This window comes from Sphingomonas sp. (assembly GCF_017745215.1).
Classification (GTDB): Bacteria; Pseudomonadota; Alphaproteobacteria; order Sphingomonadales; family Sphingomonadaceae; genus Sphingomonas.
This window is the reverse complement of sequence record NZ_JAGHZV010000016.1, coordinates 63,711-83,990: the sequence shown is the minus strand read 5'-3', so window position 1 is coordinate 83,990 and position 20,280 is coordinate 63,711. Positions and strand designations below refer to the sequence as shown.

Genomic DNA, 20,280 nt, shown 5'->3' with positions numbered 1-20,280 from the left:
GTATCGCTCGACGGACTGCCTCAGTCGTGCGGGCGCTCCCGTGTAGAACCTGACCCATAGCTCCTCCCACCATGCGTGATGGTCAAACGTACCACCACACTGCGGGATCAAACACCTAGGACCTGGGCGGAGCGAGGATCACGCCCGCGTTGACGCGGCCCAGCGCCGTGCCCAGCGGGCTCGCCGGATAGGGCAGGGGTTCCGCGAGCAGGATCAGGTCGGCGCTGCCGTCGTGCTCGCCCGCGAGCGCGGCGATGGGCTCGGCGACTTCGAAGCTCACCCCCCAGGTCGGGTGCTGGCCTCGACGCGCGGCGCGGCGGGCACGGCGGACGCCGTGGAGCGAGCGGCTCACCCCGCGCGCCTCGATCGCGACGAAACCCAGCTCGTGCGCGCGCTCGACCGCCGCGAGCAGCCGCTCGCCGTCGCCGCAGCCGAGATCGAGGATGCGGATCGCGCGGTGACCGGCGTCGCGGTGCTCGCGCAACATCGCGAAGACGCGCTCGAGGCTCGGGCCCCGCCGCGCCTCGCAGTCGGCGGTGGTGAGGTGCGCCGAGCGGAGCAGCCCGGCGAACGAGAAATGCGTCGTCATCATCGCTGGTCATCCCCATCGACCGCGGCCCGGAAGCGCTTCAGCGACAGGGGTCCCGTAAGCCGCGGGTGGGATCGGAAGCCGGCGCCCTGGGGAGCGTCAGCATGAGGACGAGCGCGGCGAGGGCGACCACGCCGCAAGTGAGGATCAGAGTCATATCGGGTCATGGGTCCGTCTCGGGTTGTCGACCGGGGATGGATTTGCGCTTCCCCGCATAGGGCTTCGAGACGGGACGAGGGCCCCCTGCATAGGGATTCCATAAGGTCGGCTCCCCTTGACGAACTGTATTATTCAAATAATACACGTGCCGCAGGAGGACCCATGGCCGCGCTCGAACTCGAAGGGATTGCCAAACGCTATCGCCGCAAGGCCGTGCTTGAGGGCGTGACGCACGCTTTCGCGCCCGGGCTCACCCTGCTCGCGGGGCCGAGCGGGGCGGGCAAGACGACGCTGCTCCGGATCATCGCCACCGCCGAGGGACCGAGCGCCGGGCGGATGCGCTGGGACGGCACGCCGCTGCCGCGCGCGCGGCGTGCGCTGCGCCGGACGCTCGGCTATGCGCCCCAGGCGGTCGACCTGCCCGAGGACCTGACCGCGCGCGAGTTCGCGATGCACGTCGCCGCCTTGAAGGGGCTGGCGCTCGGCGCGGCGGACAGGCAGTTCGCGGCGATCACCGATGCGATCGGACTCCACCCCGACATCAACAACCGCATCGCCACCTTCTCGGGCGGGATGCGGCGGCGGCTGATCTTCGCGCAGGCGCTGCTCGGCAAGCCCGAGCTGCTCGCGCTCGACGAGCCGACCTCCGAGCTCGATCCGGAGACCGCGCGGTGCGTCAATGCGCTGATCCTCGAGCGGGCGCGCGACGCCATCGTGATCATGACCTCGCATGCGATCGAAGCGCTCGCCCAGCACGGCAAGGTGCTGCGGGTCGAAGGTGGGGCCGTCGTCCCGGCATGAGCGCGCCCGCGGTCCTGCGCTCGTCGCTCGCCACCTCGCTCGCGCGCTATTCGCGCAGCTGGGGGCTGTGGCTGTTGCTGCTCGTCGCGCCGATCGAGGCGCGGCTGTGGATCTCCTCGGGCGACGAGCCGCGTGCGGTGATCGCGGTGCACGACATGGCGCCGGTGATGACCTCCGCGGTGCTCGGCGTGTCGCTGGGCATCGTCATCTCGATGCTGCTGCTGCCGGTGGCCTTCCTCTATCTCCGCGCCAACACCACGCGGATCCAGCCCTGGCAAATCGAGGAAGTCACCGCGGGATCGCGCGTCGCGATGGCGCTCGGGCGGTTCGGGGCGGACACGCTGATCCTGATGGCGGTGCTCGCGGCGATGACGCTGGCGGGCTGGCCGATGGGCTGGCTGATGCTGCCGCGCGGCGGCTTCGATCCGCTGGTGATCGCGGCGACGCTCTGGCTGATCGCAGCGCCCGCGCTGGCGGGCGTCGCGGCGGTACGGACGCTGTTCGACGCGGTCCCGATCGCGCGCGGGGCCTGGGGCGAGTTCCTGTTCTTCATCCTCTGGCTCGCGGCGATCATCGTGCCGATCGTCGGCGGGCAGCCGGGCACGGGCATCGCCTACAACCTCACCGACTTCACCGGCTTCGTCCAGCCGCTCACCTACACGCTGAAGAAGGGCGATACCGATATCGCGATCGGCTCCTCCTCGGTGGGGCGCAAGAAGATCGCGCTCGACGTGATGGCGGGGGTGAACAGCGACGGCTACATCGCCTCGCGCTTCGGCTGGTTGGGGATTTCGGTGCTGGTCGCGGGGGTCGCGGGGCTGGCCTATGCCCAGCACAAGCCGCGGCGCCGTCGGCGGATGGGGTGGCTCGCGAAGCTGCTCGCGCCGGGCAAGCCGAAGGCCGCCAACCCGGCGGCGCCGCCCGCGCGGTTCGCCGCGGTGCCGGTGCTGGGACTGCTCGCCGAGGAGTTGCGGCTGATCGCGGGCGGGCGGCTGTGGCTGTTGCTTGCCCTGGCCGTGACGGCGGCGAGCGCGATCGTCGACTTCCGCCATGTCGCGAGCCCGGCGGCGCTGCTGCTGCTCGTCTTCGGGCTGAGCGCGCATGCCGGGCGGAGCGAGCGCGGCAAGCTGCTCGCGCTGACGCGGACGATGCGCGTCTCGCCGATCGCGCGGCGCATCGCCTTCGTGGTGGCGGGCGCGCTCTGGTCGGCGACGATGGGCGCGCCGGGGATCGTGCGTGCGAGCACTGCGGGGAACTGGCTGCCGCTCGAGCTGGCGGCGGGCACCGGCGCGGCCTTCGCGGCGATCGCGATGGCGCTCGGCGCGGTCTCGCGATCGGCCTTCGCGCCTCGGCTGGTGCTGCTGATCCTCTGGTACGCCTATTTCTCCGCCAATTGATTGGGGATAGCCGGGCTTGCTTGCGGCAGGCGGGGGCAAGCGCCTATCTGGCGGCCATGCATGTGACTCAGGACACGCTCGCGCTCATCGGCAACACGCCGCTCGTCCGCCTCAAGGGCCCGAGCGAGGCGACCGGCTGCGACATCTACGGCAAGTGCGAATTCGCCAATCCCGGCGCCTCGGTGAAGGATCGGGCGGCGCTGTTCATCGTCAACGATGCCGAGGAGAAGGGGCTGATCCAGCCCGGGGGCACGATCGTCGAGGGGACGGCGGGCAATACCGGGATCGGGTTGGCGCTGGTCGCCAACGCCAAGGGCTACAAGACGATCATCGTCATGCCCGAGACGCAGAGCCGCGAGAAGATGGACACGCTGCGCGCGCTCGGCGCCGAGCTCGTGCTGGTGCCGGCCGCCGCCTATTCGAACCCCGGCCATTTCGTCCACACCTCGCGCCGCATCGCCGAGGAGACGGCGAATGCGATCTGGGCCAACCAGTTCGACAACATCGCCAACCGCAAGGCGCACATCGCCGGCACGGCCGAGGAGATCTGGACGCAGATGGAGGGCCGCGTCGACGGCTTCACCTGCGCGGTCGGCACCGGCGGCACGCTCGCGGGCGTGGGGCTGGGGCTCAAGGCCAAGGACGAGGGCGTGACGATCGCGCTCAGCGATCCCTATGGCGCGGCGCTGTACAACTACTATGCGCATGGCGAGCTCAAGGCCGAGGGCAGCTCGGTCGCCGAGGGGATCGGCCAGGGGCGGATCACCGCCAACCTCGAAGGTGCGCCGGTCGACACGCAGTATCGCATCTCGGACGAGGAAGGGCTCGAATGGGTCCGCCGGCTGCTCGCGGAGGAGGGGCTGTGCCTCGGGCTCTCCTCGGGGATCAACGTCGCCGGCGCGGTGCAGCTGGCGCGCGAGCTGGGCCCGGGCAAGCGGATCGCGACGATCCTGTGCGACACGGGGTTTCGTTATCTCTCAACGCTTTACAATGCCGAGTGGCTGGAGTCGAAGGGGCTTCCCGTCCCGGAATGGCTCGCGCGCAACTGAGCAAGCGGAATCGCCCGGGCTCGACAAGTTTGCGGCGAAGCGTTACATTTAAGCCACAGATGAAGCCGGGTTCGCCAGAGGAAACCGCCCAAGCGATGCAGCGGGTGCGAGTCGGGATCACCGGCTTGGCGCTCGTGCTCGTCATGATCGGGCTGGGAAGCGTGGTGCTCACTTCGGCCAACCGCGATGACCCTGTCGAGGCGATCGGCGCGTCGAACGCGGCGGTGGTCGCCAACATCACCGACGGCAATGTGATGGTCGCCAAGACCCGCGAGGAGCCGCTCGCCGAACTGGGCGTCGCGCCTAGCGCCGGGACGCCCGAGACGCCCAATGGGGCGGATGGGTCCAAGCGCTAGGCTCGCGTTCTCATTCCCTCAACCGTCATCCAGGCGAAAGCCGGGACCCCGGGCCGTGAACGATTCCTCTGTAACCCTGGGTCCCGGCTTTCGCCGGGATGACGGTTGGGGGGAGGCGACTCGCGGATTTCTGCGGCTTTGCGCTTTGACTGCGAGTCGGTGCAGGCGTAGATTCGCCCCGAACCGCGCGACCAGCCGCCGCGCCCCGCGCCGCGAGCGCCACCCCGTTCCGGGACCGATATAAAAAACCGCCGTCGAAGATAGTCCGGAACCGCCCGCAATCCGAGAACAAATGAAGAATTGCGAGAACAATAAAAGAACAAAGCCAAGAAATGGCGAAAAGTGGCAGCTAATCCCCGTTTCGCCCATTGAATCCCCGTTCGCTTCGGCGTACGGAAGACGGACTAAATACGGGGTACGTCCGCTTTCATTGCGAAGCGCAGAGGGACCGGGTGGCGGCGAAAGGGGCCGCTTCTCGGAGCGTGGAGCGGCGTGCCTGACGTTCGGGGTGTGTCAGGGTGGCCAGGGAGCTGTACGAAGGCTTTGCGCTTCAGGCGGTCGACGAGGACAAGGGCCGCGTCGCGATCCCGGCTGACCTGCGCGCCGCCATCGAGCGCAACTCGGACCTCAAGACCGTCGTCGTCGGCAAGCATCCGCATGCCAATTGCCTGACCGCGCACGACCAGGGCTGGTCGCAGCAGAAATACGACCGCATCGACGATCCCTCCCAGTCGATGTTCGATGCGGGCTCGGACGGCGCCGCGGGTGCGAAGCGTCGCGCCTTCGGCGCCGTCGAGCGTTCGCAGTTCGACGGCAGCGGCCGCTTCATCCTTTCGCCCTTCTTCCGCGCCAAGGCGAAGATCGGGCGCTGGGCCTTCTTCTGCGGCACCGGCGACAGCTTCGAGATCTGGTCGCCCGAAGTGCTGATGGCGACGACCGGCCCCGAGTTCGAGGACATCCGCGAGATCTGCGAATTCCTCTGCCAGCAGAAGGGAGTCGCGCTGTGAGCGAGGCGCCCCACATCCCCGTGCTGATCGACGAAGTCGACGCCGCGCTCGACGTCCGGGCGGGCGAGCGCCACGTCGACGCGACCTTCGGCGCGGGCGGCTATACGGCACGGATCCTCGAGCGGGGTGCCGAGGTGGCCGCCTTCGATCGCGACCCCCGCGCGATCGAGGGCGGCCAAACCCTCGTGGCCGAGTCCGCCGGACGGCTCACGCTGATCGAGGCGCCGTTCAGCGCGATGGAGGCCGAGCTCGAGCGGCGCGGCTTCGTGCCGGTCGACGGCGTGACGATGGACATCGGCGTGTCGAGCATGCAGCTCGACCAGGCCGAGCGCGGGTTCAGCTTCCAGGGCGACGGCCCGCTCGACATGCGGATGTCGGGCGAGGGGATGAGCGCGGCCGACTGGCTGAACGAAGCCGACGAGGCCGAGATCGCCGACGTGCTGCACCGCTATGGCGAGGAGCCGCGCGCCCGCCGCGTCGCCCGCGCGATCGTTTCCGCGCGCCCCCTTACGCGGACTTCCGAACTGGCAAACGTGGTTAGGAAGGCGTTAGGATTTAAGCCGTACGATAAGAAGGATCCGGCGACGCGGACGTTCCAGGCGGTCCGTATCCACGTCAATCGAGAGCTCGACGAGCTGGCCGAAGGGCTGGCTGCTGCCGAGCGTGTTCTCAAGCCAGGTGGGCGTTTGGCAGTGGTGACGTTTCACAGTCTCGAAGACCGCGTCGTGAAGCGGTTCCTGCGCGAGCGCTCGGGCAGCGAGCCCGCGGGCTCCCGGCATCGTCCGCAGACGGCGGCGCGCGCCGCGCCGAGCTTCGAGACGCCGGCGAAGGCGGTCCGCCCCAGCGACGACGAGATTAACAGAAACCCGCGCGCGCGTTCAGCGACGCTTCGGGTTGCCAGGCGCACAGATGCAGCGCCGTGGCCAAGCGAAGGAGCATGACAGTGGCAATCTACGGCTTCAGGGGACTGGGCTGGTTCGGGTGTGCCGTTGCGGTGGCGCTCGGCAGCTATATGGCCACGTCGCAGGGCGCGGGCGAACGCGCGCGGCTGGCGGCGCTCGACGCCGGCATCGCCAAGGCGCACAAGGACATCCGCGACCTGGAGACGCAGTTCGACGCGCGCGCCAACATGCTCCAGCTAGGCGAGTGGAACGGCAAGGTGCTCGGCCTGAACGCGCCGACCGCGAGCCAGTATCTCCCCGACGAGCAGGCGCTCGCCAGCCTCGACGCCGCACCGGCGACGACGCAGCCGGGCGCCGCGCCGCAGCAGACCGCCAAGCTGGTGGTGCCGGGCGGCATCGTCGCGGCGCCGGCCGTGCAGACCGCGTCGGTGTCGCGCGATGACGTCGAGTCGAAGACGCCGCGCGGGACCGCCCAGCAGGGCGAGCTCAAGCCGAAGGTGCGCCAGGCTGTCGCGATGCTCGACGACAAGACCTTCGAGGAGTTGAAGAAGCGGGGCGAAGCCGAGCTTTCGGCCCTGCGTTGAGCATCGTCGTCGCACCGCCGGCGCATGCGCGCCGACCGGGCGGGCCCCGGCAATCGCTCGTCGCGATCGCCCATGTACGGCTGGTGATGCTCGCCGCGCTGTTCGGCGCGGGGATGCTGGCGATCGTGATCAAGCTGGGGGTGCTGGCGCTGTCCGCGGCGCCCGCGCCGCCGGCCGATCCCGCCGCGGGGTTGCGTCCGGCGCGCGGCGACATCGTCGACCGCAATGGCAAGCCCCTCGCGCGCACGGTCGACGGCTGGTCGATCGCGATCCACCCCAACCAGGTGATCGGCAACAAGGCCGAGCTGGCGGGCAAGCTCGCGAAGCTGTTCCCGGGGCGCAGCGAAGGCCAATATTATGCGCTGCTCAATTCGAGCGCGCGCTTCGCCTGGCTCAAGCGCCGCGCGCCGGCCGACGTGGTCCGCGCCGCCAATGCGCTGGGCGAGCCGGGCATCGAGCTGATGCGCGAGCCCGACCGTTTCTATCCGCAGGGCACGCTGGCGGGGCAGGTGCTCGGCTTCCTCGACGACAAGGGCCGGGGCGCGGCGGGGATGGAAGGCGTGCTCAACGAGCAGCTCTTGAGCGCAGCGGGGCGCGACACGCCGGTGCCGCTCTCGATCGACGTGCGCGTCCAGGCGGCGCTGGAGAGCGAACTCTCGAACGCGATGACCAGCCTCCAGGCCAAGGGCGCGGCGGGGGTGATCCTCGACGTCGACACCGGCGAGATCATGGCGCTGGTCTCGCTGCCCAGCTTCAATCCCAACGCGATCGCGGGCCCGGTGCCGCGCAACAACATGACGCAGAGCGTCTACGAGCTGGGATCGACCTTCAAGCCGATCTCGGTCGCCAATGCGATCGATACCGGCGTGGTGACCTCGATGGCGCACCGGCTGGACGCGACCAAGCCGCTCCAGGTCGGACGCTTCACCATCCACGACGACCGCAGCGACGCGCAGAACCGCTGGCTCAACATCCCCGAGACGCTGATCTTCTCGTCGAACATCGCGACGGCGCGGCTGGCGGACGAAGTGGGGGCGGCGCGCCAGCAGGCGATGTTCCGCAAGCTCCATTTCGACAAGCGCCCGGCGATCGAGCTGCCCTATGCCGCGCGGCCCTTGTGGCCGGGCTATTGGGCGCGGACGACGGTGATGACGACGGCCTATGGGCACGGCATCGCGGTGACGCCGCTGCACCTCGCGACCGCTTATGCCGCGCTGGTCAACGGCGGGATCTGGCGCCCGGCGACGCTGATGAGGATCGCACCGGGCAAGGCGCCCCGGGGCGAGCAGGTGTTCAGCCCGGCGACGAGCGCGCGGATGCGCCAGATGCTGCGCCTCATCGTGCTCTACGGCACCGGCAAGAAGGGCGAGGCGCCCGGCTTCCGCGTCGGCGGCAAGACGGGGACCGCGGAAGTGGCGCAGGGCGGTGGTTACAATCGCAAGAGTAATGTTTCGACCTTCGCGGCGGCTTTCCCGATCGACGCACCGCGCTATGTGGTGCTTGCCATGCTCGATTCTCCCATCGGCAATGCCGAGACTCACGGACTCACCACCGCGGCCTGGACCGCGGCTCCGGTCGTCAGCCGCGTGGTGACGCGCACCGGCGCGATCCTGGGGGTGATCCCCGACGCCAGCCGCGAGATCGACCTGCGCGACGTGCTGCCGCTGGTGCAGGGCGTCGCCGATCCGCTCAAGGCGGGGTCCGAATGAAGCTTGGCGCGATCACGGGCGGCGACGAGGCGGCGGTGGTCACCGGCTTCGCGATCGATCACCGCAAGGTGGCGCCCGGTACGGTGTTCGGCGCCTTCCAGGGGCTGCGCGTCAACGGCGAGGACTTCATCCCGGCGGCGGTGCAGGCGGGCGCGATCGCGGTGGTGGCGCGGCCCGAGGCGGTGGTCGAGGGGGCGGTGCATATCGCCGACAGCAATCCGCGCGAGCGCTTCGCCCGGGCGGCGGCACAGTTCTTCGCACCGTTTCCCGAAGTCGCGGTGGCGGTGACGGGGACCAACGGCAAGACCTCGACCGTCGAGATGACGCGCCAATTGTGGCGGATGGCGGGGTTCCACGCCGCGTCGATCGGCACGCTCGGCGTGACGACGGCCGACGATCGTGTGACCACGGGGCTGACCACGCCCGACGTGGTGACCTTCCTCTCCAACGCCGCGGGGCTGGCGCGCGAGGGCGTGACGCATGTCGCCTTCGAGGCGTCGAGCCACGGCCTCTCGCAATATCGCACCGAGGGACTGGCGGTGCGCGCGGCGGCATTCACCAACCTCAGCCGCGACCATCTCGACTATCACGGCGACATGGCGACCTATTTCACTGCCAAGCTGCGCCTCTTCTCCGAAGTGCTCGACGCGGATGGCGCGGCGGTGATCTGGGCCGACGATCCCAATTCCGAGCGCGTCGAGGATCTGGCGCGGCAGCGCGGCAATCGCATCCTGCTGGTCGGCGAGCATGGCGATGCGCTGCGACTGGTCGCGCGCGAGCCGACCCTGCTCGGGCAGATGCTCACGATCGAAGCCGAGGGGAAGGCGCACAAGGTCAACCTGCCGCTGATTGGCGCCTATCAGGCCGCCAATGCGCTGGTCGCGGCGGGGCTGGTGATCGCGACCGGCGGCGACGTCGCGCAGACGATCGCCAATCTCGCGCGGCTCCAGCCGGTGCGGGGACGCCTCGAGCGCGCGGTGATCAAGCCCAATGGCGCGCCGGTCTATGTCGACTATGCGCACACGCCCGATGCGATCGAGGCGGCGATCGCCGCGCTCAAGCCGCACACCCACGGCCGGCTGATCCTCGTGCTCGGCGCGGGTGGCGACCGCGACCCCGGCAAGCGCGAACCGATGGGGCAGGTCGCGGCGCAGGGCGCCGACGTGGTGATCGTCACCGACGACAATCCGCGCACCGAGGACCCCGCGGCGATCCGCGCCGCGATCCTGAAGGGTGCGCCCAACGCGGTCGAGATCGGTGATCGGCGCGAGGCTTTCTCCGCGGCGATCGACTTGGCCGAGCCCGAGGACATCGTGCTGCTCGCGGGCAAGGGGCATGAGCAGGGGCAGATCGTCGGCGATCTCGTCCTGCCGTTCGACGATGTGAGCGTGGCGAGGGAGTGCGTGGCGTGAGGCTGTGGACGTCCGACGAGATTGCGCAGGCGACCGGCGGCACGGCATCGGCTGCGTTCGAAGCCTCGGGCGTGACCTTCGATTCGCGCGAAGTGGGGGCCGGCGACCTGTTCCTCGCGATGAAGGGCGAAAGCTCGGACGGGCATCGCTTCCTCGGCCAGGCGTTCGCGAACGGCGCGGCTGGGGCGGTGGTCTCGGAGGAGACGTCGCATCCCCATGTCAGCGTCGAGGACACGATGGCCGCGCTCGAAGCGCTGGGGAGCGCCGCTCGCAGGCGGATGGGCGGCAAGGTGATCGGCGTCACCGGCTCGGTCGGCAAGACCGGCACCAAGGAAGCGCTGTTCGCCGCGCTCGACCGCAACGACCCTGGCTGCGCGCATCGCTCGGTCAAGAGCTACAACAACCACACCGGCGTGCCGCTGAGCCTCGCGCGCATGCCGCGTGACGCCCGTTATGGCGTGTTCGAGATGGGGATGAACCACGCCGGCGAACTGGCGGCGCTGACGCGGCTGGTGCGGCCTCATGTGGCGATGGTCACCACCATTGCGCCGGCGCACACCGCCTTCTTCAAGGACGAGAGCGCAATCGCCGACGCCAAGGGCGAAATCTTCCAGGGGCTCCAGCCCGGCGGCACTGCGGTGATCCCCTTCGACAGCCCGCACCGCGACCGGCTGGTCGCCGCGGCCAAGCCCTTCGCCGCGCACATCGTCACCTTCGGGCTCAACGAGGGCGCCGACGTCCGCGCGATCGAGACGATGCGGATCCGGAGCGGCGGCACCTTCGTCACCGCGCGGATGGGGCAGCGCGAGCTGAGCTTCACCATCTCGCAGCCGGGGATGCATTGGGTCGCCAATTCGATGGGCGTGCTCGCCGCGGTCGACGCGGTGGGCGCCGACCTCGAGCTCGCGGGGCTTGCGCTTGCCGAGCTCGGCGGGATCGGCGGGCGCGGCGCGCGGCTCACCGTCCCGGTCGGGGACGGCGAAGCGCTGGTGATCGACGAGAGCTACAACGCCAACCCGGCCTCGATGCGCGCGACGCTCGAAGTGCTCGGCCATGAGCGCGGGCGGCGGATCGCCGTGCTCGGCGAGATGCGCGAGCTGGGCGAGCATTCGGACGCCTATCACGCCGAGCTTTCGGGTCCGATCGAGGCGGCGGGCGTCCAGCAGGCCATCCTGGTCGGCGAAGCGATGGCCAGCCTCGCAAACGCGCTTGAGGGCCATGTCGATTTCGTCCATGTGCCCGATGCCGCGGCGGCGCGCGACCGGCTGGAGGATTTGCTGGCGCCTGGCGACGTGGTTCTCATCAAGGGGTCGAATGGCGTGCGGCTGTCGAGCGTGGTCGCAGCGCTGGCGGAAAGGCAACCATGCTCTACCTGATTGCCGATTGGCTGGGCTTTCCCGGCATCTTCAATCTGTTCCGCTATCTCTCCTTCCGCACCGGCGGGGCGGTGGCGACGGCGCTGTTCATCGGCCTCTTGATCGGGCCGAAGTTCATCGGCTGGCTGCGCGTGCGCCAGGGCAAGGGGCAGCCGATCCGCGACGACGGGCCGCAGAGCCACCTCGCCAAGCGCGGCACGCCGACGATGGGCGGGCTGATGATCCTGACCAGCCTGATGCTCTCGCTGCTGCTGTGGATGGACCTCAGCAACCCCTATGTCTGGGCGTGCATGTTCGTCACCTTCGGCTTCGGGATGATCGGCTTCCTCGACGATTACGACAAGGTGCGGAAGCAGAAGACCGCGGGCGTCTCGGGCCGGGTGCGGCTGGCGGGCGAGTTCGCGGTGGCGGGGATCGCGAGCTGGATCGTGATCGCGCAGAACGGCACGCACCTCTATGTGCCCTTCTTCAGCTGGATCCATCCGGACCTCGGCTATTTCTACATCGTCTTCGCGGCCTTCACGATCGTGGCGTTCGGCAACGCCGTGAACCTCACCGACGGGCTCGACGGGCTGGCGACGATGCCGGTGATCATCGCCAGCCTTGCGTTCATGCTGATCGTCTACCTGGCCGGCAACAAGGTGTTCGCCACCTATCTCGGCATCCCGCACGTGCCGGGTGCGGGCGACCTCGCGATCTTCTGCGGGGCGATGGTGGGGGCGGGGCTGGCCTTCCTCTGGTTCAACGCGCCGCCGGCGGCGGTGTTCATGGGCGATACCGGCAGCTTGGCGCTGGGCGGCGCGCTGGGGACGATCGCGGTGGTCGCGCACCATGAGCTGGTGCTCGGCATCATCGGCGGGCTGTTCGTGATGGAGGCGCTCAGCGTCATCATCCAGGTCTTCTTCTTCAAGCGCACCGGCAAGCGCGTGTTCCGCATGGCGCCGATCCACCATCATTTCGAGCAGCTGGGCTGGTCCGAGCCGACCGTGGTGATCCGCTTCTGGATCATCGCGTTCGTGCTGGCGCTCGCGGGACTGGCGACGCTCAAGCTGCGATGATCACCTCGGCTGCCTGGCGCGGCAAACGCTATGCGGTCCTCGGGTTGGCACGCTCCGGGATCGCCACCGTGGACGCGCTGCTGGCGAGCGGCGCGAGCGTCGTCGCATGGGATTCGAAGGAAGAGGCGAGGGCCAAGGCGCCCGGCGCCGAGCTCGCCGATCCGCTGGAGATCGACCTGGCGGGATTCGACGGCGTGGTCGTCTCGCCGGGCGTGCCGCTCAACAAGCATCCGATCGTGGCGCGCGCAGCGGCGGCGGGCGTGCCGGTGATCGGCGACATCGAGCTGTTCGCCCGGGCGCGCGCCGAGCTGCCGGCGCACAAGGCGATCGGCATCACCGGCACCAACGGCAAGTCGACCACCACGGCGCTGATCCATCATATCATCGAGGCCGCCGGCATTCCTGCACAGCTGGGCGGCAACATCGGGCTGCCGATCCTGGGGCAGGACCCATTGCCGGAGGGCGGCGTCTACGTCCTCGAGCTGTCGAGCTACCAGATCGACCTGACTTCCAGCCTCGACTGCGACGTCGCGGTGCTGCTCAACATCACGCCCGACCATCTCGATCGCTACGACGGCTTCGCGGGCTATGCCGCCTCGAAGGAGCGGCTGTTCCGGATGCAGTCGCCGGGCCATGCCGCGGTGATCGGGATCGGCGACGGGCCGAGCGCGGAGATCGCGAAGCGCCTCGCCCGCGCCGGCCGGGCGGAGGACGTGACGAAGATCGCGCCGGGCGTGTGCATGGACCAGTCGCGCTGGCCGTCGCTCCAGGGCCCGCACAACGCGCAGAACGCGCTCGCCGCGATCGCCGCCTGCGAAGCGATTGGCGTTGCGAACGAGGCGATCGACGAGGGGCTCAGAACCTATCCCGGCCTGCCGCACCGGATGGAGCGAGTGGCGACGCGGAACGGCGTGCTGTTCGTCAACGACAGCAAGGCGACCAATCCGACCTCGACCGCGCCCGCGCTCGCCTCGTTCCCACGCATCCGCTGGATCCTCGGCGGGCTCGCCAAGACCGACGACCTCGACGCCTGCCGCCCCAGCTTCGGCCATGTCGCCAAAGCCTATACGATCGGCGAGGCTGGGCCGATGTTCGAGACGCTGCTCGCCCCCGAGATGGCGGTGGAGCAATCGGGCGACCTCGCCACCGCGGTCCGCCACGCCGCGGCCGAGGCACAGCCCGGCGAGACGGTACTGCTTTCCCCTGCCTGCGCGTCGTTCGACCAGTTCAGCGATTACGAGGCACGCGGCCGCGCATTCCGCGCCGCGGTGGAGGCGCTGGGATGAGCGCCGCGACCGACGAGCCCGCGCCGATCGACGCCCCCGAGGCGCCGCAGGTCCGCCGCCGCTCCGGCGGGACCCAGCTCGCGCGCACCGATCGCTCGCGCACCGGCATGTGGTTCTGGGAAGTCGACCGCGTGCTGCTGCTGATGGCGCTGCTGCTGATGGCGATCGGCCTCGTCGCGGTCGCCGCCGCGTCGCCGGCCAGCGCGCGGCGCTATTCGGACGCGACCCACCAGATGGCGTCGATGTATTATTTCTGGCGCCAGCTGGTGTGGGTCGCCGTCTCGGTGCCGGTGATGTTCATCGTCTCGATGATGCCGGTCGCGGTCGCGCGGCGGCTCGCGCTGGCCGGGGCAGGGGTGTTCCTTCTGCTGCTCGCGCTGCTGCCCTTCATCGGCAGCGAAGTGAACGGATCGGTGCGCTGGATCGACTTCGGTGTCGCCGAGCTCCAGCCCTCTGAGTTCCTGAAGCCGCTCTTCATCACGAGCATCGCCTGGATGCTCTCGCTGCGCGCCGCCGATCCGGCGCTGCCGATGCAGTGGATCACCGGCGGGCTCACCGCGGTGGTGGGCGTGCTGCTGATGCTCCAGCCCGACTTCGGCCAGACGATGGTGTTCGGCGCGGTGTGGGTGATCCTGCTGATGATCTCGGGCGCGTCGCCGCTGGCGATCGGGGGCTTGTTCGGCAGCGCGCTGGGCGGCGTGGTCGCGGCCTATCTCTTCTACGACACCGCGCGCATCCGCATCGACAATTTCCTGTTCCCCAGCAAGGAAGCCGCGCTGGTCGACCGCTACCAGATCGACATGGCGCATGCGACGCTCAGCGCAGGCGGCTTTTTCGGGACAGGTCCGGGGGGCGGCACCGTGAAGTTCCGGCTTCCCGAGGCGCATACGGACTATATCTTCTCGGTGGTGGGCGAGGAGTTCGGCCTGTTGGCGTGCGCGGTGATCGCCACGCTGTATCTCGCGATGGTGCTGCGCGTGTTCCTGAAGCTGATCGACGAGGAGGATGCGTTCAAGCTGCTCGCCGCGGCAGGGCTGGCGGCGCAGTTCGGCATCCAGGCGACGATCAACATGGCGGTGAATACCGGGCTCGCGCCGTCTAAGGGGATGACGCTGCCGTTCATCAGCTACGGCGGCTCGTCGATGATCGCGCTGTCGATCGGCATGGGGCTGCTGCTCGCTTTCACGCGGCGAAACCCGTATCTCAAACGCTCTCCCTATACGGTGCGATGGAAGGCTTCATGACCAAGGCACGAACCTATGTCCTCGCGGCGGGCGGAACCGGCGGGCACATGGTGCCGGCGGCGGCGCTCGGTGTCGAGCTCGCGTCGCGCGGCCATCACGTCGTGCTGGTGAGCGACGACCGCGGCGTGCGCTTCCCGGGGCTGTTCGAGGACGTCGAGACGCATGTGCTCCCGGCCGGGCGGCTGGGCGGCGGGCCGCTCGGCTGGTTCCGCGCGGCGGGCAAGATGATGGCGGGGCGCAGCATGGCGCTCAAGCTCTACAAGGAGCTCGAGCCCTCGTGCGTGATCGGCTTCGGCGGCTATCCGGCGCTGCCTTCGCTGCTCGCGGCGTTCCGGCTCGGCGTGCCGACGATCGTCCACGAGCAGAACGCTATCCTCGGCCGCGTCAACCGCTTCGTCGGCGACCGGGTGAGCGCGATCGCCACCTCGTACGAAAAAGTCGAGCGGATGAAGAAGGGCTGGGCGGCCAAGACCCACATGGTCGGCAATCCGGTGCGCGAGGCGGTGCTGGCGCTCAGGTCGCGGCCCTATCCGATGCTTGACGAGGAAGGCATCTTCCGCGTGCTCGTCACCGGCGGCAGCCAGGGCGCGACGATCCTGAGCCAGGTGGTGCCCGACGGGCTGGCGCTGCTCCCGGTCCATTTCCGCCGCCGGATGCAGGTGACGCACCAGGCGCGGATCGAGGACATCGAGCACGTCCGCGCCAAGTACCAGGCCCACGCCATCCCGGCGGAGGTCGCGACCTATCTGCCCGATCTCCCCGAGCATCTCGCCTGGGCGCATATCGTGATCGCGCGCGCCGGCGCCTCGACGATCTCGGAGCTGACCGCGGCGGGCCGTCCGGCGATCCTCGTGCCGCTGCCGAGCGCGACCGACGACCACCAGACCGCGAACGCGCGCGAGATCACCGAGGCGGGCGGCGCGCGGACGATCGCCCAGCGCAACTTCACGCCCACCGAGCTCGCCAAGCAGATCCAGAAGCTCGGGCTCGAGCCGCAGTCGCTCGAGAATGCCGCCAAGCGCGCCTGGAGCTGCGGCCGGCCCAATGCCGCGCGCGACCTCGCCGACCTGGTCGAGTCGATCGACGCGCCGACCGCGCCCGTCGGCGTCCGCAAGGCGGCGCTCTCCGGCCGGGAGGCCTTTGCGTGAAGGGCGTCGCGACCGACATCGGCACGATCCACTTCGTCGGCATCGGCGGCATCGGCATGTCCGGCATCGCCGAGGTGATGCACAACCTCGGCTACAAGGTTCAGGGCTCGGACGTGGCCGACGGCTATGTCGTCCAGGGCCTGCGCGACCGCGGGATCCAGGTGACGATCGGGCACAAGGCCGAGAACCTCGGCGACGCCGCGGTGGTGGTGGTCTCGACCGCGATCGTGCGGACCAACCCCGAAGTCGAATGCGCGTACGAGCGGCGCGTCCCGGTGGTGCGCCGCGCCGAGATGCTCGCCGAGCTGATGCGGCTGAAGTCCACCGTCGCGGTGGCGGGAACGCACGGCAAGACGACGACGACCTCGATGGTCGCGGCGCTGCTCGACGCGGGCGGGGTCGACCCGACGGTGATCAACGGCGGGATCATCAACCAGTACGGCTCGAACGCGCGGCTGGGCGACAGCGACTGGATGGTGGTCGAGGCCGACGAGAGCGACGGCAGCTTCCTCCGGCTCGACGGCACCTATGCGATCGTCACCAACATCGATCCCGAGCATCTCGACCATTATGGCGATTTCGATCGGGTGAAGGCGGCGTTCGTCGAGTTCGTCGAGAACGTCCCCTTCTACGGCGCGGCGCTGCTGTGCCTCGACCATCCCGAGGTGCAGGCGATCATCCCGCGCGTGCGCGACCGGCGGATCGTCACCTATGGCTTCGCGGCCTCCGCCGACGTGCGCGGGACCAATGTCGCGCCTTTTCCGGGCGGCAATCGCTTCGATGCGGTGATCCGCCAGCGTGACGGCTCGACACGGACCATCGAAGGCGTCGAGCTGCCGATGCCCGGCCGCCACAATGTCCAGAACGCGCTCGCCGCGATCGGGGTGGCGCTCGAGCTGGGGATCGAGGATGCGACGATCCAGCAGGGCTTCGGCAAGTTCGGCGGCGTCAAGCGGCGCTTCACCAAGGTGGGCGAGACCGAGGGCGTCACGATCATCGACGACTATGGCCACCATCCGGTCGAGATCCGCGCGGTGCTTTCCGCCGCGCGCGAGAGCGCCGAGGGTCGGGTGATCGCGGTGATGCAGCCGCACCGCTATTCGCGGCTCGGCAACCTGATGGAGGACTTCGCCCAGGCCTTCAACGACGCCGACATGGTCTATGTGACCCCAGTCTATGCCGCGGGCGAAGCGGCGGTGGAGGGCGTTTCGGCCGAGGCGCTGGTCGAGGGCGTCAAGCGCCGCGGGCATCGTTCGGCGACGGCGGTGGCCGACGCGACGGCGCTGGCGCGGGCGCTTGCCGACGTCGTGCAGCCCGGCGACATGGTCGTCTGCCTCGGCGCGGGCGATATCACCAAATGGGCGGCGGGGCTGGCGAATGCGATCGCCGAAGCGCGCGCCGAGGCGGCAGCGTGAGCCTGGCCATGCTCCCCAAGGTCCGCGGCAAGCTGACCGCCAACGCGCCGCTGGCGCCGCTCGTCTGGTTCAAGAGCGGCGGTGCGGCCGAGTGGCTGTTCGAGCCGGCGGACGCCAGCGACCTGAGCGACTTCCTGCGCGAGCTCGACCCCGCGGTGCCGGTGATGGGGCTGGGGCTGGGCTCGAACCTGATCGTGCGCGACGGCGGCGTGCTGGGCGTGGTGGTGCGGCTGGGCAAGGCGTTCGCCGGCGTCGTGCGGGAAGATTCGACCACGCTCGCCTGCGGCGGCGGCGCTTCGGGCATCCTCGTCTCGTCCAAGGCGCGCGACTGGGGGATCGGCGGGGTCGAGTTCCTGCGCTCGATCCCCGGCACGGTCGGGGGCTTCGTGCGGATGAACGGCGGCGCCTATGGCCGCGAGACCAAGGACGTGCTGCTGTCCTGCGAAGTCGTGCTGCGTTCGGGCCAGCGCAAGATCCTCGGCGTCGAGCAGCTCGGCTACACCTATCGCCACAGCGAGCTGCCCGAAGGCGCGATCGTGGTGAGCGCTGCCTTCCGCGGCCATATCGACGAGCCCGCCGCGATCCAGGCCGAGATGGACCGCATCGCCGCCGCGCGCGAGGAATCGCAGCCGCTGCGCTCGAAGACCGGCGGCTCGACCTTCAAGAACCCGGAAGGCACCAAGGCCTGGGCCGTGATCGACGCGGCGGGCTGCCGAGGGCTTCGCAAGGGCGACGCGCAGGTCTCTGAGAAGCATTGCAACTTCCTGCTCAACCTCGGCGAGGCGACCAGCGCCGACATCGAAGGGCTGGGCGAAGAGGTCCGCGCCAAGGTGAAGGCGCATTCGGGGGTGAATTTGGAATGGGAGATTCAGCGCGTGGGAGTGACCGGGTGAGCAAGCTCCACGTTGCAGTGCTGATGGGCGGCTGGTCCAACGAGCGCGACGTCTCGCTGATGTCGGGCGGCGGCGTCGCGGATGCGCTCGAGAGCCTGGGGCACAAGGTCACGCGGATCGACATGGACCGCGACGTGGCGCTGAAGCTCCACGAAGCGAAGCCCGACGTCGTGTTCAACGCGCTCCACGGCACCCCCGGCGAGGACGGGACCGTGCAGGGCATGCTCGACCTGATGGGGCTGAAATACACCCATTCGGGCCTCGTCACCTCGGTGATCGCGATCGACAAGCAGCTGACCAAGAACGCGCTCGTGCCGCATGGCATCCCGATGCCCGGCGGCCGGATGGTGCAGGTCGAGGAGCTGTACCAGCACGATCCGCTGCCGCGGCCCTATGTGCTGAAACCCGTCAACGAAGGCTCGTCGGTGGGCGTCGCGATCGTCACCGCGGAGGGGAATTACGGCAATCCGATCAGTCCGCAAGCCAAGGGCCCCTGGCAGGAATTCCCCGAGCTGCTCGCCGAGCCCTATATCCGCGGCCGCGAGCTCACCTCGGCGGTGATCGGCGACAAGGCGCTGGGCGTTACCGAATTGAAGCCCAGGAGCGGCTTCTACGATTACGACGCGAAATACACCGACGGGATGACCGAGCATGTCTTCCCCGCGCAGGTGCCCGACGAGATCGCCGAGGCTTGCATGCGGATCGCCTGCGAGGCGCACCGGTTGCTCGGCTGCAAGGGCGCCTCGCGCTCGGACTTCCGCTGGGACGACAGCCAGGGCGTCGACGGGCTGTTCCTGCTCGAGGTCAACACCCAGCCGGGGATGACGCCGCTAAGTCTTGTTCCGGAGCAGGCAAAATATTGCGGAATCGGCTATGCAGAGCTGGTGCAGCGGATCGTCGACGAGGCCATGGCATGACCAAGCGGGCAACGCGCAGCGCGACGACGCGCCGTGCGACGCCGAAGAAGCGCGCGCCGCAGCGGCGCGCCCCGCGCCCGGGCCCGCTCGACCATGCGCTGGCGGCGCTCCCGGTCAGCGAGGCGACGATCCGGCGCGTGACGAGCTGGGCGATCGTGATCCTGTTCGGCACCGCGGCGCTCGCGGTCGCGAGCTGGACCGGCGCGCTGAGCGCCGCGGGCGTCGCGACCGCCGAGATCGTCGGCGACGCGGGCTTCCGCCTCTCGAAGATCGACATCACCGGCTTGAAGCGCATGGACCGCAACACCGTCTATGCCCAGGCGCTCGACCAGAAGTCGCGCGCGATGCCGCTGATCGACCTCGAAGGCGTGCGCCAGCGGCTGCTCCAATATCCCTGGATCGCCGACGCGCGCGTCTCGCGGCGGCTGCCCGACACGCTCGTCATCCACATCGTCGAGCGCGAGCCGGCGGCGATCTGGCAGCATGCCGGCGGCCAGCTGACGCTGATCGACGTCGATGGCGCCTCGATCGAGCCGGTCTCGCGCGAAGCGATGCCCGCGCTGCCGCTGCTCGTCGGCGACAATGCCAACACCCAGGAGCTGGCGCGGCGCACGCTGCTCGAGGCGGCGCCGATGCTGCGTCCGATGGTCAAGGCCGCGACCTGGATCGGCAACCGCCGCTGGAACCTCACCTTCGACACCGGCGAGACGCTGATGCTCCCCGAGGGAGACGATGACGCCGCCAAGGCGTTGATCAAGTTCGCCGAGCTCGACACCAGCCAGCGGCTGCTCGGGCGCGGCTACCAGGGGTTCGACCTGCGCGATCCCGACCGGCTGGTGATCCGCAAGGCCGCCGCGGCGCCTGCGGTCGTGCCGGTCGCGGCGCCGAGCGCGGGGCCGTCGCCCATCCCGTCGCCCACGGCGTCGCCGGCGGCGAAGCAGCAATCGAAACCGTCTTCAGTTGAGCGTGAGGGGTAAG

The 20,280-nt window shown here is 69.5% G+C and carries 19 protein-coding genes; 18 read left to right on the top strand and 1 reads right to left on the bottom strand.

Annotated features, from left to right (window positions below; translation table 11 throughout):
- Window positions 1–115 precede the first annotated feature (115 nt).
- The gene (locus J7495_RS15715; RefSeq protein WP_294057672.1) at window positions 116–592 is read right to left on the bottom strand and encodes a methyltransferase domain-containing protein; all 477 of its coding nucleotides are present in this window, start codon (window positions 590–592) and stop codon (window positions 116–118) included.
- A 318-nt stretch (window positions 593–910) separates the two neighbouring features.
- Here J7495_RS15715 and J7495_RS15710 point away from each other — a divergent pair, with 318 nt between their 5' ends.
- From J7495_RS15710 to J7495_RS15625, 18 genes are all read left to right on the top strand, one after another.
- Window positions 911–1,549 (top strand): ABC transporter ATP-binding protein, encoded by a 639-nt coding sequence (locus J7495_RS15710; RefSeq protein ID WP_294057670.1) that lies wholly within the window; start codon window positions 911–913, stop codon window positions 1,547–1,549.
- Window positions 1,546–2,946 (top strand): hypothetical protein, encoded by a 1,401-nt coding sequence (locus J7495_RS15705; protein WP_294057668.1) that lies wholly within the window; start codon window positions 1,546–1,548, stop codon window positions 2,944–2,946. The genes J7495_RS15710 and J7495_RS15705 overlap by 4 nt, the downstream gene beginning before the upstream one ends.
- 56 nt (window positions 2,947–3,002) lie before the next feature.
- Window positions 3,003–3,995, top strand: a complete 993-nt coding sequence (locus J7495_RS15700) for a cysteine synthase A (RefSeq protein ID WP_294057667.1) — start codon at window positions 3,003–3,005, stop codon at window positions 3,993–3,995.
- Window positions 3,996–4,090: 95 nt separating this feature from the next.
- Window positions 4,091–4,351: a hypothetical protein gene (locus tag J7495_RS15695; RefSeq protein WP_294057666.1), complete on the top strand. Its 261-nt coding sequence runs from the start codon at window positions 4,091–4,093 to the stop codon at window positions 4,349–4,351.
- 518 nt (window positions 4,352–4,869) lie between these two features.
- Window positions 4,870–5,358, top strand: a complete 489-nt coding sequence (locus J7495_RS15690; protein ID WP_294057664.1) for a division/cell wall cluster transcriptional repressor MraZ — start codon at window positions 4,870–4,872, stop codon at window positions 5,356–5,358.
- Window positions 5,355–6,299 carry a 16S rRNA (cytosine(1402)-N(4))-methyltransferase RsmH gene (rsmH, locus tag J7495_RS15685; RefSeq protein WP_294057663.1) on the top strand — a complete coding sequence of 315 codons (945 nt, stop codon included), beginning with the start codon at window positions 5,355–5,357 and terminating at the stop codon, window positions 6,297–6,299. The genes J7495_RS15690 and rsmH overlap by 4 nt, the downstream gene beginning before the upstream one ends.
- 2 nt (window positions 6,300–6,301) lie before the next feature.
- Complete coding sequence (locus tag J7495_RS15680; RefSeq protein ID WP_294057661.1) at window positions 6,302–6,844, top strand: hypothetical protein; 543 nt, start codon at window positions 6,302–6,304, stop codon at window positions 6,842–6,844.
- On the top strand, window positions 6,841–8,553 hold the full coding sequence (locus J7495_RS15675; protein WP_294057660.1) for a penicillin-binding protein 2: 1,713 nt from the start codon (window positions 6,841–6,843) through the stop codon (window positions 8,551–8,553). Before J7495_RS15680 ends, J7495_RS15675 begins: the two co-directional genes overlap by 4 nt.
- Window positions 8,550–9,965: a UDP-N-acetylmuramoyl-L-alanyl-D-glutamate--2,6-diaminopimelate ligase gene (locus tag J7495_RS15670; RefSeq protein WP_294057658.1), complete on the top strand. Its 1,416-nt coding sequence runs from the start codon at window positions 8,550–8,552 to the stop codon at window positions 9,963–9,965. Before J7495_RS15675 ends, J7495_RS15670 begins: the two co-directional genes overlap by 4 nt.
- Window positions 9,962–11,341 (top strand): UDP-N-acetylmuramoyl-tripeptide--D-alanyl-D-alanine ligase, encoded by a 1,380-nt coding sequence (murF, locus tag J7495_RS15665; protein ID WP_294057657.1) that lies wholly within the window; start codon window positions 9,962–9,964, stop codon window positions 11,339–11,341. The genes J7495_RS15670 and murF overlap by 4 nt, the downstream gene beginning before the upstream one ends.
- Window positions 11,329–12,399, top strand: a complete 1,071-nt coding sequence (gene mraY / locus J7495_RS15660; protein WP_294057655.1) for a phospho-N-acetylmuramoyl-pentapeptide-transferase — start codon at window positions 11,329–11,331, stop codon at window positions 12,397–12,399. The genes murF and mraY overlap by 13 nt, the downstream gene beginning before the upstream one ends.
- The gene (gene murD / locus J7495_RS15655) at window positions 12,396–13,685 is read left to right on the top strand and encodes a UDP-N-acetylmuramoyl-L-alanine--D-glutamate ligase (protein ID WP_294057654.1); all 1,290 of its coding nucleotides are present in this window, start codon (window positions 12,396–12,398) and stop codon (window positions 13,683–13,685) included. The genes mraY and murD overlap by 4 nt, the downstream gene beginning before the upstream one ends.
- A gap of 107 nt (window positions 13,686–13,792) precedes the next feature.
- A complete protein-coding gene (locus tag J7495_RS15650) occupies window positions 13,793–14,929 on the top strand; it encodes an FtsW/RodA/SpoVE family cell cycle protein (RefSeq protein ID WP_294057675.1) in 1,137 nt (378 codons plus the stop codon).
- Window positions 14,926–16,077: an undecaprenyldiphospho-muramoylpentapeptide beta-N-acetylglucosaminyltransferase gene (murG, locus tag J7495_RS15645; RefSeq protein ID WP_294057653.1), complete on the top strand. Its 1,152-nt coding sequence runs from the start codon at window positions 14,926–14,928 to the stop codon at window positions 16,075–16,077. Before J7495_RS15650 ends, murG begins: the two co-directional genes overlap by 4 nt.
- Window positions 16,074–17,492, top strand: a complete 1,419-nt coding sequence (gene murC, locus J7495_RS15640; protein ID WP_294057652.1) for a UDP-N-acetylmuramate--L-alanine ligase — start codon at window positions 16,074–16,076, stop codon at window positions 17,490–17,492. Before murG ends, murC begins: the two co-directional genes overlap by 4 nt.
- Before the next feature lie 8 nt (window positions 17,493–17,500).
- Window positions 17,501–18,385, top strand: coding sequence for a UDP-N-acetylmuramate dehydrogenase (murB, locus tag J7495_RS15635; RefSeq protein ID WP_294057673.1), 885 nt, complete (start codon window positions 17,501–17,503; stop codon window positions 18,383–18,385).
- Window positions 18,352–19,302: a D-alanine--D-alanine ligase gene (locus J7495_RS15630; protein WP_294057651.1), complete on the top strand. Its 951-nt coding sequence runs from the start codon at window positions 18,352–18,354 to the stop codon at window positions 19,300–19,302. Before murB ends, J7495_RS15630 begins: the two co-directional genes overlap by 34 nt.
- Window positions 19,299–20,279: an FtsQ-type POTRA domain-containing protein gene (locus J7495_RS15625; protein WP_294057650.1), complete on the top strand. Its 981-nt coding sequence runs from the start codon at window positions 19,299–19,301 to the stop codon at window positions 20,277–20,279. Before J7495_RS15630 ends, J7495_RS15625 begins: the two co-directional genes overlap by 4 nt.
- Window position 20,280 lies beyond the last annotated feature (1 nt).